We start from the raw sequence: 17,846 nt of genomic DNA, 5'->3' as shown, positions 1-17,846 counted from the left end.
TAATAAATGTTAAAAATCAAAGCACATTGACGCAAATTACCTATGAATAAATACGATCGAATAACGGGAATAAGATGCTAATAAAGCAATGAATAAAGCAAAACATAAAAATACATACAAATAGATCACAGGCTTAAAAAGAGCTTACAAACAAACTTATCTATTAATTAACTTATTGATTTTTAATAAAATAAAAAAGTTATCAACAAGAAATATAAGACATAATAATAAAAAAAAATTTAAAAAATAAATTTAATGAAGTTATTAACAGCAAGCCGAATTCAAATTAAAAAAATAAAAGATACAAAAAATAATCAAATGCTAAAATTGACAGTAGAAAAAAAGTTCTCTATCATTGCCAGCCTCATAATTTATTAGCAGGTTCATCATGAAACGTACCTTTCAACCCAGTAATTTAAAACGTAAACGTGATCATGGTTTTCGTGAGCGTATGGCTACTCGTGCAGGTAGATTAGTAATTAAACGTCGTCGTGCTAAAGGCCGTAAGCGTTTGACTGCATAAGTGTTTGTATTTAAAAAAACACAACGATTATTAACTAAAAAAGATTATAATCATGTGTTTGAACAAGCAAAAAAAATAGTAACATCCGAATTTATCATTCTCTTTAGAGAGAATAATTTAGGTTATGCACGACTTGGGCTGGCGTTATCAAAAAAAGCGATAGCAAAAGCTCATGATCGAAATCGTATCAAACGGCTGTTAAGAGAGAGCTTTCGACAAGAAGAACTACCTGCAGTCGATGTGGTTTTTTTAGCAAGACAAGGCGTAGCAAAACAAACAAGTGCAAGTATAAACGCTAGAATGGGCAAAACATGGAAAAAATTAATCTCATGTTACGAAAAATAGTTTGTTTTCCCATCAAACTATATCAATATTTGATTAGCCCCTTGTTAAAGCCAAGTTGCCGATATTACCCAAGTTGTTCACAATATGCGGAAAGCGCTATCCAACAATGTGGCATAACCAAAGGTTTATGGATGGCTTTAAAAAGAGTATTACGGTGCCACCCTTGGTCACGCGGTGGTTACGATCCAGTACTCCCCAACAACGAGAATCATTGATGGATATACGACGTATTGTTTTATATATGGCGCTTGCGCTAGTTAGTTTATCACTTTGGAATGCCTGGCAAATAGATTATCCTCCTGCTAAGCCTACGCCAACAGAAAATGCGATGAGTCAGGAGAATAGTGGCCAGCCATTGTTACCTCAAGTAGCTCCCTCTAACACCAATACATCAACTCCAACGACTCCAGTTGTTGAACAAGCTAATAACAGCAATGCCCCATCAGTTCGTGTGAAAACAGACGTTTTAGATGTAAGTATTGATCTGCAGCATGGGGATGTAGTTTCTGGAAAGCTCCTCGATTATCCTCAAAGTGTGGATGAAAAGAATAAGCCATTTCTTCTGTTACAAAATCAACCTGGCGAGCGTTATGTGGCGAACAGCAGTCTTTTTGTTCCTGCAGGACAGAATGTTCAAGCACTTAATTTTAATTTTACCACCCCACAGCAACACTACGAATTGGCTCCCGATCAGAAGCAGTTAGTAGTGACACTTAGTGGAAAAAATGATCAAGGACTCGAAGTAAAAAAAGAACTCATTTTTACAAAAGGCAGCTACCTCATTGAGGTAAATTACAAGATTGTTAATAACAGCAGCACGGATTGGACTGGGTATTTGAATACGCAGCTGTTACGTAGTTCACCCAAAGAAGACAAATCAAGTGTATTTCATGTTGGCTCATATACAGGCGCCTCCTATTCAGAACCAGGAAAACATCGTTATCAAAAAGTAAGCTTTAGTGACATGAATAAAACAAACCTGGATGTGGACAGTAAAGGTGGCTGGATTGCCATGCAGCAACACTATTTTTTAACCGCGTGGATTCCAACTACGGATACGAATAATAAATTTTATACACGAGCGGTAAATAATGATTATACCATTGGTGCTGTAAGCAACCCGATTACACTGAAACCTGAAGAGCAAAAAACGGTCAGTGCTAAATTATATTTAGGCCCAGAAATTACCAGTGTCCTAGAAAAGATTGCTCCATCGCTTGATCTTACCGTGGATTATGGAATTTTATGGTTTTTATCATCGCTATTATTCTCGTTGATGAAAGCGATCTATAATGTTGTAGGCAACTGGGGTTGGTCTATCGTTTTAGTGACCGTATTAATCAAGCTAGCCTTTTATCGTTTGTCTGCTGCGAGCTATAAATCAATGGCTGGAATGCGTAAGTTACAGCCTAAATTACAAGCCTTGCGCGAGCGATATGGTGATGACAAAGCAAAAATCAGCCAGGCTACCATGGAGTTATACAAACAGGAAAAAGTAAATCCTTTGGGCGGCTGTTTACCTATCGTGATTCAAATTCCAGTCTTTATTGCTCTGTATTGGGTTTTACTGGAAAGTGTTGAGTTAAGACAAGCACCCTTTATTTTCTGGATTAAAGATTTGGCTTCAGCTGATCCCTATCATGTATTGCCATTAATTATGGGGGCTACGATGCTGATTCAACAAAAATTAAATCCAGCGCCTCCAGATCCAATGCAAGCTAAAGTCATGATGTTTTTACCGGTATTATTTACAGGCTTGTTTTGGAATTTTCCAGCCGGTTTGGTATTGTATTGGATTGTGAATAATGCTCTATCTATATTGCAGCAATGGTACATTACCCGTAAATATTCTGATGAAAAACCTGCAAAAAAACTGGTTCCAGCTAAATAAATGTCTGCAGAAACTATAGTAGCTATCGCTACCCCACCCGGAAGAGGTGGGGTAGGAATTATCCGATTATCAGGACCAGAAGCATATCCCATTGCTGTATTACTTAATGGCAATAAGGCCTTAAAACCCCGCTTGGCAACTTTTTGCTCCTTTTACTCAGTTACCGAAACCAATAAATCAGGCTCATTAGATTCTTTAATTGATCAAGGGATTATGATTTATTTTAAAGCACCTCATTCGTTTACTGGTGAGGACGTTGTTGAAATCCAAGCCCATGGTTCTCCCGTTGTGCTTGATATGCTGACCAAAGTATGTATTCAACTTGGGGCTCGATTGGCGCGGCCAGGAGAGTTTTCTGAGCGCGCGTTTTTAAATGATAAAATTGATTTAGCTCAAGCAGAAGCAATCGCTGATCTAATCCAAGCCAGTTCACAAACTGCCGCGCGAATGGCTTTAAAGTCATTACAAGGTGAGTTTTCAAATAAAATTAATCAATTAAACGAAAAAATTATTCATTTACGCCTGTATGTAGAAGCGGCAATTGACTTCCCAGAAGAGGAAATAGATTTTCTTAATGACGGTAAAGTAGCCCTTTTATTACAAAATATTTTAACCGAATTAGAAGAGATACGAGCTCAAGCCAATCAAGGGGTAATTCTGCGTGAGGGGTTATCCGTCGTAATTGCTGGAAGGCCTAATGCGGGAAAATCCACTTTAATTAATTGCTTAGCTGGGCGTGATATAGCCATAGTTACCGAAATTGCAGGCACTACTCGTGATGTTATGCGTGAACATATTTTACTGGATGATATTCCCCTACACATCATCGATACCGCGGGGTTACGTGAATCGCATGATGTCGTTGAGAAAGAGGGAATTAAACGCGCATGGCAAGAACTAAAGAAAGCAGATTGTGTGTTACTTGTTGTTGATGTGAATGATTTAGAGCAGCATCATCATATAACCAAAGAAATTAAAACCGCGTTACCTCCAGAAGTTCCCGTTATTACCGTATTCAATAAAATTGATACCCTGGGACATACTACGCAAATACACGATCATACCGTCTATATCTCTGCAAAATCAGGAGAAGGAATGGATGGTTTGAAACAATTGATAAAACAGGTTGTAGGTTATCAACCGAATGAGGGACACTTTCTTGCCAGAAGACGCCATCTGCACGCATTAGATGAAGCCAAAAAAATATTGTCTACTGGCCAACAACAACTGCTCGAGCATCGAGCTGGTGAATTGTTAGCTGAGGATTTACGTCAAGCACATCAAAGTTTATGTGAGATCACTGGGGAATTCACTTCTGATGATTTATTAGGGTATATCTTTTCCAGTTTCTGCATTGGTAAGTAACGGTTTGCGGTGGAACCCAAGCGTGCACAAAGACGGAACTGCTTAGCCCGTGAGTAAGGTGAGTTCTGTTTATTATTTGTGCTATTCTTATAGGTAGAGCTTTATAAACGAGGTATTCATTATGGCTCAGATAGCCGAAGGAGTAGCCAAGCAGATAGCAGAGGATTCTTTAGACATAGTAAACGATGCCGCACAGATGTTACAAAATAAAAACGATAACCAGTCTAATGATGACTCAAGCATGAGTATGGACTCCCCTTCAGGAACTAATTCAGATCTTATGCAGATTGCTTCATCTTTGCTACCTGATAATGTGAATGATATTGTGCAATCTGTAAGTGGCGGGCAAAATCAATCACAAGAAGATAAAGGAGAAAATCTTCTTGACGAAGGCATGAATATGGGAATGTCATTCATAGAGGGAAATAAGTAAGCTGATTGGATTAAATCCATAGACCAAACGATTTAATCGTGTTTTATGAGCGGTCGTTGTTCCAATGAACGCTGATGAAATAGCCATAATGTTATTGCGCTGGAGATTTATTCCTTCTGGTGATGCCACAATTGAATTGATTTTGATCCTCCATTGGCAACCAAGCCATTGTCTCAATAAAAAATTTTAAAAAATTTTTTTCTTAATATTCTCGCAGACTTAGGTGGAATTTTAGTGCAGTAGCGTGAGGATGGGATTTACAGCGTGTTTTCTTCTGTCTATGATAATTGTACGTAAATCAAAAAAAGAACCATTTATGTCACCACGAGGCGGAAAAAGAGCAGGGGCAGGGCGTCCCAAGGGTGAGCCGACCAAAGCAGTTCGTCTTCCCCTATCCCAGCTTGTTGAGTTAGAGCAACTAAAAAATCGCGCGGCGTACCAATTGCCGGTATTTGCAAGCAAAATACAAGCAGGTTTTCCATCACCTGCCGATGATTATATTGAAGGGTATCTCGATTTAAATACCAAATTCATCAAGCATCCAGCCTCCACCTTTGTCTTGCAAGCCACTGGGGAGTCCATGGTCAATGCGGGTATTTTTTCAGGGGATTGGCTTTTAGTCGATAGAAGCATAGAACCGTCCGATGGCCGTATTGTGATTGCGGCGGTCAATGGTGAACTGACCGTAAAGCACCTGTCGAAAAAGGCAGGCAAGGTCCAATTACTCCCCGCCAATCCCAAATTTAAACCCATTGATATTACGGAAGAGGATGAAATGGTGATTTGGGGGGTGGTGACTTTAGTATTGCATGAGCTTGTCTAACATGTTTGCACTAGTGGATTGCAATAATTTTTACGCCAGCTGTGAGCGCTTGTTTCGCCCTGATTTAAAGGATGTTCCGATCGTGGTGTTATCCAATAATGATGGATGTTGCATCGCGCGTTCGAATGAGGCCAAAGCATTAGGTATAGCCATGGGCGAGCCTTATTTTAAAATTAAAGGTTTGTGCAAACAGCATGGGGTGAAAGCCTTTTCCTCGAATTACACCCTGTATGGCAACATCAGTCACCGCGTGATGTGTACCATTGAAGAAAGCTGGCCGCATGTGGAAATTTACTCCATTGATGAGGCATTTCTTGATTTAAGTAGCTTACCCTTAGCCAACCATGATTCCTTTTGCGAACAATTACAAAAGAAAATTTTAAAACATACAGGGATACCTACTTCGATTGGTATAGGGCCCACTAAAACCTTGGCTAAGGTAGCTAATCATTTGTGTAAAAAGGTTTTTAAAATTCCCATATTTAATATTACCTCGAACCGTGAATCCTTATTGCAGCAGATTTCGGTAGGAGACATCTGGGGTGTAGGGCGGCAATGGGAAAACAAATTAATCGCGCGTGGCATTCATACTGCCTATGATTTGGCAACGACCAATCCTCACCTTTTGAAGAAGAGTTTTAATGTGGTGCTGATGCGAACGGCAATGGAACTGCAAGGAGTTGCCTGTGGTGGCTTAGATGAGGTCGAGGCCAAACAAAATATTATGTCTTCTAAGAGTTTTGGACAAATGCAAACACAATGGGCTTCAATCGCGGAATCAGTCAGTAGCCATTGTGCCCGCGCGGTGGAAAAAATGCGTCATCAACATTTGGTGGCACAACGCATCGGTGTTTTTCTCCATACCAATCGGTTTCGAGAGGATTTAGCACAACACGTTCAATCCATCGAGTTTCGTTTTATTAATCCCACCGATGATTTGCGTTTAATTACTAAAATCGCCAAACGATGTCTGCAACGTATTTTTAAAAGTGGATATTACTACAAAAAAGCGGGTGTATGTCTTCTGGACTTAATTCCTAAAAACCCACGACAGCTGGATCTGTTTCACCAACCATGTGAGGAGCAAATACAGGACGCGGAACAATGGATGAGCGTGTTTGAGCAAATCAACCAAAAGTTTGGACGAAGCACCATTCGACTCGCTGCTGAAGGCTATTCGAAGCCCTGGGCGATGCGAGCAGAACTTAAATCACCTGCTTACACCACTCGATGGTCTGATGTTCCTCTGGTTCGGGTGTATTAAAAGAGGACATCATGAACGAGCTAAAGGATAGAAATCCAATAAGAAAAATCATTCATATCGATATGGATTGCTTTTATGCTGCGATTGAAATGCGTGATTTTCCAGAGCTTGCTAATCAACCCATCGCGGTAGGAGGGGCTGCTGACCGCAGAGGGGTTATTGCAACGTGCAATTATGCAGCCCGTGCATTCGGGGTACGCTCTGCCATGTCCACAGCCCAGGCACTGAAATTATGTCGTCACCTTATTTTGCGACCGGTGCGCATGGAAGTTTATCGAAATGAAAGCCAACATATTCGAGATTTATTTGCAGAATACACTGACCTTATTGAACCTTTATCTTTGGATGAAGCCTATCTTGATGTGACGGACTCACCCAATTGTAAAGGAAGTGCGACTTGGATCGCTCAAGAGTTACGGGAGCGAATTTATCAGACACGGCAATTGACTGCGAGTGCAGGCATTGCACCGAACAAGAGTTTGGCAAAAATTGCCAGTGACTGGCATAAACCAAATGGGCAAAAGGTGATTAAACCAGAGGAAGTGGCTGCCTTTATGATTGATTTGCCTGTACGCAAATTATTTGGTGTAGGCCCTAAAATGGAGGAGAAACTCAAGTCATTAAATATTCAAACCTGTGGTGATTTACAACATCATTCAATAGACTATTTAGTGAATGAGTTTGGCGTGATGGGGCAGAGGCTTTATGATTTAGCGCGGGGTGTGGATGAGCGGCCCGTTAATCCTGAGCGTATTCGTAAATCGATTAGTGTCGAAGAAACTTATTTACACGATTTGCCAGATGTGGATGCCTGTTTGGCTGCTTTACCCGAGTTAACGGTGCGCCTTGAAGCGCGAATCCAGCGAGCGGGAGAAATTCTTGGAATACATACTCTTTTTGTTAAATTAAAATTCAATGATTTTCAGCAAACCACAGTGGAGCGCGTGCATGACCGTCTCGATTTGGCTATTTTAAGCCAACTGATGCAGGAAGGTTTTTTGAGAAAGCGTATGCCGGTACGATTGTTAGGCATAGGAGTCAAATTGAAGCAACAAAGAGTCATTGAGGGGATTCAACTGGAATTAAATTTGGATGAGACGCTCTTTGAAAAGTAACTCGTAATTTCTCTCCTGTTTGAAAAGAAATCATCGATTATAATTCATTAAGCCTTAATGATTGTTTGATGATCCAAAAATCGCTCCAGGGATCTTTTTCTAATTGCTTTAAACGGGAAGGCAAGGTTTTAATAGTGAAATTATTATCTGCTTTATTATCACTTAACTCATCCCATGAAAGAGGGGTTGCGACAGGACCATGAATTTTTGCTCGAGTAGAATAAGGTGCTATGGCTGTTGCTGCACGTTGATTACGTAAGTAATCTACAAAAATTTTGCCATTACGTTTTGATTTCGTCATTTTACTGATGTAACGTCGAGGGTTTAATTTCTCTAAAAATTGAACAAAGATGTGAGTAAATAGCTTTACATCCTCCCATTCGTATTCAGGTAAAATTGGAATAACCAGGTGTAATCCTTTGCCGCCAGTACTTTTTACAAATGATTTTAATTGATATTGGTTTAAATGGTAGCGAACATCGAATGCTGCAGTAACGACCTCAGCCCAAGTCACATCTGGAGCAGGATCTAAATCAATAACAATAATATCTGGCTGTTCTAGATGATTAATGGTACTTCCCCAGGGGTGAATTTCTAAAACGTCCATTTGCACGAGACTTAATAACCCCTCTTGGTTATTTAAATAAATGAAGGGTTCATGACCCTCGTCTGTAGGATCTTCAAGGGGATGAAGGGCTTTTTTAGTTGCTTTATTATAATGGCGTTGATAAAAACATTTATTGTACTCTGAAGGGCAACGGACTAAGGTTAATGGCCTTAGCGTCAAGTAAGGAAGAATGTAATCACTGACTGCTTCATAATAAGTCAACAGATCGTATTTGCTTATATTATCTTCAGGATAAAGAATTTTATTCGGATTGGTCATTTTAAATTGAGAATGGTTCTTGGTGGTTCGTGCCGCGGGCTCTTTTTTTACCCTTCTTAAAGGAAGCTCAAGCTCACGCATGACTTCCGTGGCTTTTTTATCCAATCGCATCCCTTTAAAACTAGGATGGCGTAAAAGACCTTCTTTTGTCCATTCCGTAAATTCTACTTCACAGACCAAAAGGGGTTTGAGCCAATGGGCTTGAGTAGAACCGGGAGGTTTGCTATTAAATGGATTAATTGGTGCTCTATTTTGGCGTAGAAGTTTATTGATTTCATTCAGTGATTGAGTATTAAATCCTGTCCCCACATTTCCTGTATAATCCAATGTTCCCTTTTTATTATATACCCCAAGTAACAGTGAACCAAAATGCGCACGTCCTCCTTTAGGTAAAGTGTAACCACCAATTACAAACTCTTGTCGTTTAATGCATTTAATTTTTAACCAATCTTTGCTTCGTTTAGAACGATAGACTGCATCTACACGCTTAGAAATAATTCCTTCTAAGCCATGGTTACAAGAGTATTCATAGAGCGCTTTGCCTTCTGTAATGATATGGTCACTGTAATGAAGGAGCGGTACATCGGCAGCAAGAACATTTTTTAAAATTGATTTTCGCTCAATTAAGGTTAGTCCACGTAAATCGTAACCATCAAAGTACAGTAGGTCGAAAAGGAAATAAATCAAAGGGGCTTTCTCTTTATTTTTAATCGAGCTTTGTAATAATTGAAAATCCGAACGTCCCTCAGCATCAAGGACGACTACTTCCCCGTCAAGAATGAGTTGAGCAAAAGGAAGTTGATTTATTGCTTCGGCAATCGGCTGTAACTCATGGGTCCAATCTTTGTTATTGCGCGATTTAAGAATGACTTCTGCACCATTTTTAAAGGATAAAATTCGATAACCATCCAGTTTAATTTCATGAGCCCACTGGTTACCTTCAGGGGGCTCGTCAACTAAAGTTGCAAGTTGTGGTGCAATAAAATCAGGAAAATTGGTTTTTCTCAGATTTTCAGGTAAGGAAATAGTGGGGTTAATTTTTGCTTTTTTTTTCGTCCTCAGGGGCTTAATCGCTTTAGCCCCTGAATTTTGCCAAACATGGGTATAATGTGTAGCAATTTCCTCCATGGAATAGTTTGATTGAACACTTTTTGTTAGAGTCTGGGTTATATCATCGTCTCGCTCTTCTTTGCTGTATTGATCTTCGTATTTAATCAAAAACCAATGTTTTTCATCTTTAAACCGAATTAAGTCCCAGCGGCCATTTAATCTTTTAGCATGAAGATTAAAACGCAAATGTCCTTTTTCATAGGCTGTATCAGGATTGTCATCGAGTGGCTCCCAAGTTCCTTTATCCCATAGCATCACCGTTCCTCCACCATACTCTCCTTTAGGAATAATGCCTTCAAACGAGCCATATTCAATGGGATGGTCTTCGACGTGCATGGCGAGACGTTTGACCTTTGGATCAAGGCTTGGTCCTTTGGGGATGGCCCAACTTTTTAGGACACCATTCAGTTCAAGACGAAAATCATAATGGAGATGGCTTGCAGCATGCTTTTGAATGACAAACAGACGCGAACGCTCTTTGATAACCTTGCCTTTCGGTTCGGGAGTTTTAGTAAAATCTCGTTTTTTATGATATTGACTAAGTCCCATAACACGATTCCTTATTTTGTAGCACTCCTTCTACTTGGAGAAGGTTTGGTCGATTTTTTCTTTTTCATGCTTTCTTTCAAGAGTGAAACAAAATCAACTACAGCATCATGGCTTCGAGCCGCGTGAGACACTTTTTTACCTTTTTGGGTTATGTCCTTAATTTGTGCATCCAGCCATTTTTGCATCGTTTCGCGATACTCATTATGATATTTTTCTGGCTGCCAAGTGGTACTCATATTAGTAATTAAATCGACTGCCATCTTTATTTCTTTATCCGAAATTTTGTACGTTTTTATATTTTCTTTAGGAACATTAAGCTCTTCTTCCGAACGGAGTTCGTCTTTAAAATGAATAAGATATAAAAGGAGGGTATGGTCATGTGGAAGAATGATACTCAAATATTCTTTGGTGCGTAATATAGTTTTGGCCACCCCTACTTTGTTGGTTTTTTTTAAAGCCTCACGGAGAAGTACATAGGCTTTTTTATTTTTTCCCTCAGGAATTAAATAATAGGGTTTTGTAAAAAAGAGAGTATCAATATCTTTCATGTCGACAAATTCTTCGATATCAATGGTTTTAAAGAGCTCAGGACTCGCTTTTTCAAACGCTTCTTCATTGACGATAATGTAATTACCTTGATCGTATTCATAACCTTTTACAATGTCATTCCAGGGCACTTCCTTGCCCGTTTCTTCGTCTACTCGCTGATAACGTACGCGGCTTTTTGTTTTGGAATTTAATAGATGAAAGTGTATTTCATTTTTTTCTTCTGTAGAGACCAATGAAATTGGAATTGAAACCAATCCAAAAGAAATATCACCTTTCCAAATGGAACGCACCATCCTTAACTCCCTGATTGATTCTCAAAAGTACATTTAGGAACAATAAATATTGTTTAATTATAGGACACAACGAGGTTTTATTGGAAAAAAAGAAAGGAATAGGCTCGCTCAATTGATGCCTTCTTGTCTGATTATATTATCGTTTTTTTATTAAAAATTATTTGTAATTGCGCGGCAGTAAGAGGAGCCATCTATCAGTAAAATGGCCATTTTAACTCCATCAAGTGAAACCGTAGTTTTATGTTAATTTTGTGTTTTTTTAATGAGTTTGCTTCCCCACTTAAAAAGTGGAGTTAATCCGTTATAACATAACTGTTTCGAATCAGAGAGGAGAGTTTAGCTGAATTAGACTCTAAAATAAGTGCATCTAATCGAACATTGAAGGACCTTTGCAAGAGGCACTCCTCCTAAATTATTCCTTGTTCATGAGAATATTTAAATTTGACAAATAGTCACCTATTATTAAGCTTATGTATAGACGCATGGCAAATTGCAATTCGTCCAGGATAGCTAAAGGGAGATTAGTGATGAATGATTTCAATGACAATGCCAAAGAAATTAAAAGAAAAGCGAGTGAACTTTTAAAAACTGCTAAAGAAAAAGCCGGAAATGCTTATCATGAAACCAAACCTAAAGCAGATGAATTAGCAGCACAAATCGGTAATACTGCTGTCGATTTGTATCAATCTGGGAAGCAAGAAATAAACAAGGTGGAAAAATACCTTGAAGATTCTATAGCATGTACTGCCCATTCTATCCAAAGAAAACCGCTTGCCTCTGTGCTTATCGCAGCCGGAATTGGTTATCTTTTTGCCAAAATTTTCAAATAGAATGAAAGAGAAAAAATACCTATCTCTTTTTTTGGTTTGGGTATTCCCAAGATAACTCCTATCAACTTTTTGCATTTAATAGGGCAGGTACGGTGCTTGGTAACAATGAAAGAAAGATAAAGACATCAAAATTAAAAAGTAATTCATTACCCCGGATAGGGGCGAAATAACAGAAGGTCAATGCACCCTATAAAAAAATCAAACAGCAAGATAGGAATACTAGCCAAATAAGTGAGTTGCTCCTACGCCGATAAGATTATTAAACCCTTGAAATTTTCCTGTTATGCGCTGATAAAATGTCATATCCAGTGTGGTTTTCGTGTTAAAGAGAAATATAATTCCTCCTCCACCAGCGACGCCTAATGATTCATGCGAACTGGTTTTTGATTGCCCGACAAACTCTAAATAGGTGCTTATATTTTTTAAACTATAACTGACTGAAAAAATTGGATTGATACTTTGAAACTGCTGTCCACCTTGAATTAAAGGATCACTGAAAGTACTGATACCCATTTGAAGCTGCCAAGAAAGCTCATTGGTCAGTTTATTAGAAATCATTCCATTAAGAGTAGCTTCTGAATGGGGACTGCCGAAGTTTTCATTTCCACTAGGAGGTGAAAATAATCCCTCTCCGGAAATAATCCAATTTTTGTTGTAATAAAACCTATACTTTATCCCCATCCAAAGGGGGGGTTGTCCCAGCAAATGGAACTATTGTTTGATGAATATAATTAGAGGGTGTAATCACTAATTCAGAGTTATTGGATAAGCCGACTCGCGCACTGAGCTCAGGACCATTTCTTTGTGTTCCTCTGCCTATGAGTTTTTGATTTTGAAATCCTCCCTCAATGAGCAAGGTGTTTTTAGGGACGGTACAGGAACTATCAGAGAAAGAAGGTCTATTGATAATCGATAAAAGCATGTTGTCACCCTTGCAAGGATCTTCGTCTGCATAAACAACAAAAGGGAAAAGAAATAAACTAAAAAATAAATTGAACTTCTTGCTCATCTTGGGTGATATTCTCTAGTGGCTATTCTTGATAGGAATAACTCTAGATTATCTAAATATGAGAAGCTAGCCAAATTAAAATTAAAATACTTCATGCTACTCCCAATAAACAAAAAAGAATTATATTTAATTTTATCGGCCACAAATGATAAACAATTGGCTCCTTAAATAGGGAAAGAATAATACTTATCAAAGAGTGAGCGCTTAATTATTGCTCATGGTGGTTGTTAGCGCCTCTCTTGAACTGTAAAAGATTAATTTATTTCATCAAAAAAGAAGTCTCTATGAATTACTACTCATCATTTCTTTACTTTGCTGAAACATTTTTACTGTTTTGAAACATTGTGATAAAAAAAGAAACAAAAAGATCTTGTCAAATGAAAAATCCAGTGGTACCGTATCCTAGAAATAAAACTCCCTGTATATTTTTTGTGAGGTTGCGATGGCTTTTTCAAAACAAAATGAGGCGTTTACTAACGATAAGATCCAGTTTTTCACGCAACTTCATAGGAATGAGATAAACAGCCTTGATGATATTAGCAAACGGGCTGCTAAGACCAGTTATTCCTTTATATTAGACAATCAAAAATCTCTTGAAGCTGAATTCAACCTATTATTCAACGTACTGCAAAAGCAACGCAATGAAGATGACCTTAAGAACATTGCATTTTGGAAGTATTGTTACTATTGCTGCACCCTTTTAGAAGCTTTTCATCAAGCATATTCACAACACAGCAAAGTCGAAAAATATAAAGAGATCAAAAAGAACATCTTAGACCGCCTCTTAAAAAAGACTAAGGAAGACGCTAAAAAGGAAAAGACGTTTCTCGAATCTTTGCGAAAGAGCTTTAGTGATAGTTTTGATAATTTAAGGAAGGCACCAGCACATTTATCACAAATCCGTGATTATGTGGCTTATTTAAATCTGTGCCGTGTGTATTGGGTTTTTTGCCGTTTAACGCTCACAAAGGGCTTTACTCTGGCAAAAGAGCTGCAAATTCTTGAAAAGCTGGATGCAATTCTGGGGACGCATACGGATGCTGATAAAATAATTGACTTTATTAAAGCACCTAATGGCGTATTGAATTATTTGAGCGTGGGTTTGTTTTTAATCCGTTTTGCAATCGATTTTGGTTATTTAGTGCAACACACTTGGTTTCCAACAGAGGGAGAAAAAAAGGATAAAACGACAGCTCTTGAGCGGTTTAAATTTGAATTGCAAAAACGTCATTGTAACTTTGCGAATGACTTGGTATGGGCCACAGTAAACTTTATTACTAATTTTAACCATATTACCAACATCCCAGATCCTACAGCCGGGATAATTACAGCTGTCTTTTTAGGCTTTGACGTGCTCATGACTTTGCACAAATACAATTTGGCCCAAAGGGAGTACTCACTCAAGAAGAGTGAACTCAAGAGCCAATTGGATGAGTACACCTTAAATCCAGGAAAGTACCCAGGGATGGATTTAGAGCGGCATAAAGCAATACTTGAACTTGAACTTTCAGAGTTGGAAATTAACTGGCAAACAAAACAAGCAACTTTTTATTTTAATGCGGCTGCAGCTGCTTTATTGATGGCGGGATTTTCAGTCTCGCTGATGTTTACAGGACCAGGAATCGCTGTTGCTTGCTTTTTTGTTTGTACTCTTGCCGTCGCTATGTATCTTTCCTCTGATTCATATTCGAAACTCAAGGAGAAAAGTTTACGTTTGGATGAGGCTAAAAATGGAACAGAGCTTCAATTAGCACTTAAAGAATACGAAGCGGCGCGCAATGATTTTATTTTTACGATGATCAAAAATACCGTAATGCCTACGCTGTTAATTGCTACTTTTGCGGTATGCTGGCCTGCAGCTATCGTTTTAACGGCGCTCTATCTCGGTTATGAACTTTACCATGCTTATGATCAGCATCACAGTACGAAAGCGCCATTAGCTTTGGATGGACCTGTTATCGATAGTTCGAGTGATGAAAGTACAATCAAAACAGATGAGGTAGGGGAGTATGAGGATGAGGTTGATATAAGCTGCTGTGCTTTTAACTAAGTTTACCAAGTGGGCTGATTATCAGCAGGGCCCCACATCATCCCAAGTGGAACAGGGATGATGTGGTTGCAATCTACATGGATTTATTTTTTATCGCCAAAGCTTTTTCATACAACTCGTTTTTACTGCCATTACTCAACTTACACGCTATGGCCACGGCTTGTTTCAGCGGCAATTCGCTGAGCAACACGTCCAGGAGTTTTTCCTGATTATCCGGTTCAGCAACAGCTGGGCGCGGAGGGATGAGCACAACAAATTCACCTTTTACATGCGCAGGTTCGGCTAAAAGCCAGCTTTTGATTTCCTTGATAGTTCCTGAAATAAAGCGTTCAAACGTTTTGGTTAATTCTTTGGCAAGTACCATCTCGCATGGTTCACCAAAAATGTCACCCAAATCATCGATGCATTCAAGAATCCGATGGGTTGACTCATAAAAAATCAGCGTATGGGGTTCTGTCTTCAACGATGCTAATTTAGTTCTCCGTGCCTGTTGTTTTGCCGGGAGAAATCCTAAAAAAAGAAAAGAATCACAAGGGATGCCAGCAGCACACAGTGCGGTAATTAATGCACAAGCCCCAGGAACAGGAACAACCTGAATGTGATGTTGTCTTGCCAGTTTAACCAATAAAAAACCGGGATCACTAATTAATGGAGTACCGGCATCACTGATTAAGGCGACCGACTTTCCTAGTAAAAGTTCATCAATAATGTGTTTGCTTTTGTCATTTTCATTATGCGCATGCAGCGACTCAAGACTGTTTTTTATTCCTAAAGAGCTGAGTAATTGTAGGGAGTGACGCGTGTCCTCCGCTAAAATAAAATCAACGGATTTAAGCACCTCTAATGCTCTAAACGTAATGTCCTCACGGTTTCCTATCGGAGTTGCAACGATATAGAGAGTTCCTCTGCCTGTTGCTAGTGAGTTAGTCATAGTTTATCCTCTTGCGTTATTGCTTATTCAATGTCTAAGAATATGTTTATTAAAACAATAAAAATTCGCACATTTTTTTTACTGACATCAACCCTTTTTCTTTGTGAGTGCACCACCGCAGTTAATCCCCCACCAATGGCAACGCCGATCCCAGTAACGACTCCCAAAGTGGAGAACAAAAAAATAGCGAATCCTTATTCCAAACCTACCTCAAGTTACCTCACACAGGCCAAAAATCAAGAAGGCAGTGAAAAGCAACAATCATTAATCCGTGCGGCAGGACGTTTGATTTCAGAAGGCCAATGGCGACAAGGTGCTGCCATTTTAGCACAGACTTCGGACTTAACACCGGCCGCTATGAATGAAAAAAATCTTTTACTGGCGCAAATTGATCTCATTCGGGATCGCCCGCAAATGGCATTAAGTAAATTAACCCGTATTACCGAAGGCGATGCCTTTGCACCATACCAAAAGATTCAATTTCATGAGCTATTGGCACAAGCTTACCGTGGCACAAACAACCTGTTGGAATCGATTAATGAACGTATAAAACTTGAATCGTTGTTAACTGATGAAGAGAGCCAAGCCACTAATCGTCGTACCTTATGGTTAACTTTAACTCATGTGTCCCCTGTGGATTTAAATTCTTGGACTGCCAAGGCATCCGATCAATCTGTTTTACAAGGCTGGCTGCAGCTTGCATTGATTTCGCGTAAATATCGTGATGATCCCAAGTCTTTAATGACTGCTTTAGAACAGTGGCAATCTCATTTTAGCTCGCATCCGGCAAATCATATTTTACCGAATCCATTGGATTCAATTGCCAGTAAAATGCATACCCCACCCAAACATGTCGCACTATTACTCCCCCTAAGCGGTGCGTTACAGGGGCCAGGAACTGCAGTACGCGATGGATTTATGGCCGCCTATCAAAAAAATAACAGCAACACCTCCATGCAGGTGAAAACCTATGATACCAGTAAAGGAGATGTTGCTGCTTTATACAAAGATGCGATTAGTGATGGCGCTGATTATGTTGTGGGTCCGTTAACAAAATCACAAGTCGCAGTAGTAGCTGCATTAGAACATCCTGTTCCTACCCTATTATTAAATGATGCGGATACGAGCATCCAGGAAAATTCTTATTCATTTGGACTTTCACCTGTAAATGAGGCAGTCCAGGTCGCGATCAGAGCCAAAAACAAGGGGTATAGCCGGGCATTGATTATTGCACCTGGAAATGATTGGGGTAAAGAGGTGACCAAAGCGTTTTCACAACAATGGCAAAAGAGTGGTGGTCGTGTTGTTGATACTTTTTCATATGGTTCAAATGATGATTTGAATAAAAAAATGAAGGACTTTCTGCAAATCAGCAACAGTCAGCAACGCGAGAAAAAAATAAGGGAGTTACTCGGGCAAAAAATTCAACCTGTTATTAGTAGGAGACAAGATTTTGATATGATATTTCTATTGGCCTACCCGTCAAAAGCACGTCAAATTATGCCGTTACTCAATTATTATTTTGCGGGAGATGTTCCAGTTTATGCAACTGCCAGCGTCTATGGCGGCCAGGCTAACCCCTTGAAAGATAAAGACCTTGATGGGATTATTTTCTGTGATATTCCCTGGGTTTTCGGACATCAGGCAGGTACACGCAATTGGCCAGAACAATTTAATAGTTATAATCGTTTGTATGCTTTAGGAATAGACAGTTATACTTTGGCTACCCAATTGAATCAATTGATGTTATTCCCCGCGGATCAATCACGGCATGGCGATGGTATTTTATATCTCAAACCATCACAACACGTTGCCCGTGTATTGGAGTGGGGACAATTCAAACAAGGACTAGTCCATTCGTTGGGTGAGACAGTGTAATT

17 protein-coding genes are annotated in these 17,846 nt (G+C 39.2%); 12 read left to right on the top strand and 5 right to left on the bottom strand.

Annotated elements, in window-relative coordinates; genetic code table 11:
* The first annotated feature begins 388 nt into the window (after nucleotides 1-388).
* The 9 genes from rpmH to dinB all read left to right on the top strand — a co-directional run bounded on the left by rpmH (nucleotide 389) and on the right by dinB (nucleotide 7,759).
* Nucleotides 389-523 (top strand): 50S ribosomal protein L34, encoded by a 135-nt coding sequence (gene rpmH, locus OQJ13_RS08855; RefSeq protein ID WP_019232681.1) that lies wholly within the window; start codon nucleotides 389-391, stop codon nucleotides 521-523.
* Nucleotides 524-868, top strand: a complete 345-nt coding sequence (gene rnpA / locus OQJ13_RS08850; protein ID WP_265710500.1) for a ribonuclease P protein component — start codon at nucleotides 524-526, stop codon at nucleotides 866-868.
* On the top strand, nucleotides 835-1,083 hold the full coding sequence (yidD, locus tag OQJ13_RS08845) for a membrane protein insertion efficiency factor YidD (protein ID WP_081776887.1): 249 nt from the start codon (nucleotides 835-837) through the stop codon (nucleotides 1,081-1,083). The genes rnpA and yidD overlap by 34 nt, the downstream gene beginning before the upstream one ends.
* On the top strand, nucleotides 1,083-2,759 hold the full coding sequence (yidC, locus tag OQJ13_RS08840; RefSeq protein ID WP_265710499.1) for a membrane protein insertase YidC: 1,677 nt from the start codon (nucleotides 1,083-1,085) through the stop codon (nucleotides 2,757-2,759). The genes yidD and yidC overlap by 1 nt, the downstream gene beginning before the upstream one ends.
* Nucleotides 2,760-4,124 (top strand): tRNA uridine-5-carboxymethylaminomethyl(34) synthesis GTPase MnmE, encoded by a 1,365-nt coding sequence (gene mnmE, locus OQJ13_RS08835; RefSeq protein ID WP_265710498.1) that lies wholly within the window; start codon nucleotides 2,760-2,762, stop codon nucleotides 4,122-4,124. It abuts the gene before it with no gap.
* A 121-nt stretch (nucleotides 4,125-4,245) separates the two neighbouring features.
* A complete protein-coding gene (locus OQJ13_RS08830) occupies nucleotides 4,246-4,557 on the top strand; it encodes a hypothetical protein (RefSeq protein WP_265710497.1) in 312 nt (103 codons plus the stop codon).
* Nucleotides 4,558-4,873: 316 nt separating this feature from the next.
* Nucleotides 4,874-5,380, top strand: coding sequence for a LexA family protein (locus tag OQJ13_RS08825; RefSeq protein WP_265710496.1), 507 nt, complete (start codon nucleotides 4,874-4,876; stop codon nucleotides 5,378-5,380).
* On the top strand, nucleotides 5,367-6,644 hold the full coding sequence (locus OQJ13_RS08820; protein WP_265710495.1) for a Y-family DNA polymerase: 1,278 nt from the start codon (nucleotides 5,367-5,369) through the stop codon (nucleotides 6,642-6,644). The genes OQJ13_RS08825 and OQJ13_RS08820 overlap by 14 nt, the downstream gene beginning before the upstream one ends.
* Before the next feature lie 11 nt (nucleotides 6,645-6,655).
* Nucleotides 6,656-7,759, top strand: a complete 1,104-nt coding sequence (dinB, locus tag OQJ13_RS08815) for a DNA polymerase IV (protein WP_265710494.1) — start codon at nucleotides 6,656-6,658, stop codon at nucleotides 7,757-7,759.
* 37 nt (nucleotides 7,760-7,796) lie between these two features.
* Here the strand turns inward: dinB and ligD are convergent, their stop codons facing one another.
* Nucleotides 7,797-10,304 (bottom strand): DNA ligase D, encoded by a 2,508-nt coding sequence (gene ligD, locus OQJ13_RS08810; RefSeq protein ID WP_265710493.1) that lies wholly within the window; start codon nucleotides 10,302-10,304, stop codon nucleotides 7,797-7,799.
* A gap of 11 nt (nucleotides 10,305-10,315) precedes the next feature.
* A complete protein-coding gene (locus tag OQJ13_RS08805) occupies nucleotides 10,316-11,146 on the bottom strand; it encodes a Ku protein (RefSeq protein WP_265710492.1) in 831 nt (276 codons plus the stop codon).
* 527 nt (nucleotides 11,147-11,673) lie between these two features.
* Between OQJ13_RS08805 and OQJ13_RS08800 the strand changes: the two genes are divergently transcribed.
* Nucleotides 11,674-11,976 carry a hypothetical protein gene (locus OQJ13_RS08800; RefSeq protein WP_265710491.1) on the top strand — a complete coding sequence of 101 codons (303 nt, stop codon included), beginning with the start codon at nucleotides 11,674-11,676 and terminating at the stop codon, nucleotides 11,974-11,976.
* Between the two features lie 219 nt (nucleotides 11,977-12,195).
* On the opposite strand, the gene OQJ13_RS08795 is transcribed toward OQJ13_RS08800, so the two are convergent.
* Together OQJ13_RS08795 and OQJ13_RS08790 are read right to left on the bottom strand one after the other, a co-directional pair.
* The gene (locus OQJ13_RS08795; RefSeq protein WP_265710490.1) at nucleotides 12,196-12,657 is read right to left on the bottom strand and encodes a transporter; all 462 of its coding nucleotides are present in this window, start codon (nucleotides 12,655-12,657) and stop codon (nucleotides 12,196-12,198) included.
* The gene (locus OQJ13_RS08790) at nucleotides 12,641-12,985 is read right to left on the bottom strand and encodes a hypothetical protein (RefSeq protein ID WP_265710489.1); all 345 of its coding nucleotides are present in this window, start codon (nucleotides 12,983-12,985) and stop codon (nucleotides 12,641-12,643) included. The genes OQJ13_RS08795 and OQJ13_RS08790 overlap by 17 nt, the downstream gene beginning before the upstream one ends.
* A gap of 442 nt (nucleotides 12,986-13,427) precedes the next feature.
* On the opposite strand from OQJ13_RS08790, the gene OQJ13_RS08785 reads away from it, so the two are divergent.
* The gene (locus tag OQJ13_RS08785; protein ID WP_265710488.1) at nucleotides 13,428-15,035 is read left to right on the top strand and encodes a hypothetical protein; all 1,608 of its coding nucleotides are present in this window, start codon (nucleotides 13,428-13,430) and stop codon (nucleotides 15,033-15,035) included.
* Nucleotides 15,036-15,108: 73 nt separating this feature from the next.
* Here OQJ13_RS08785 and rsmI read toward each other — a convergent pair whose 3' ends face one another.
* Nucleotides 15,109-15,966, bottom strand: coding sequence for a 16S rRNA (cytidine(1402)-2'-O)-methyltransferase (gene rsmI / locus OQJ13_RS08780; RefSeq protein ID WP_265710487.1), 858 nt, complete (start codon nucleotides 15,964-15,966; stop codon nucleotides 15,109-15,111).
* Between the two features lie 30 nt (nucleotides 15,967-15,996).
* Here rsmI and OQJ13_RS08775 point away from each other — a divergent pair, with 30 nt between their 5' ends.
* A complete protein-coding gene (locus OQJ13_RS08775; RefSeq protein WP_265710486.1) occupies nucleotides 15,997-17,844 on the top strand; it encodes a penicillin-binding protein activator in 1,848 nt (615 codons plus the stop codon).
* Nucleotides 17,845-17,846 lie beyond the last annotated feature (2 nt).

Source organism: Legionella sp. PATHC035 (assembly GCF_026191115.1).
In the GTDB taxonomy this organism is placed as follows: domain Bacteria; phylum Pseudomonadota; class Gammaproteobacteria; order Legionellales; family Legionellaceae; genus Legionella.
This window is presented reverse-complemented; position numbering and strand designations above follow the sequence as displayed.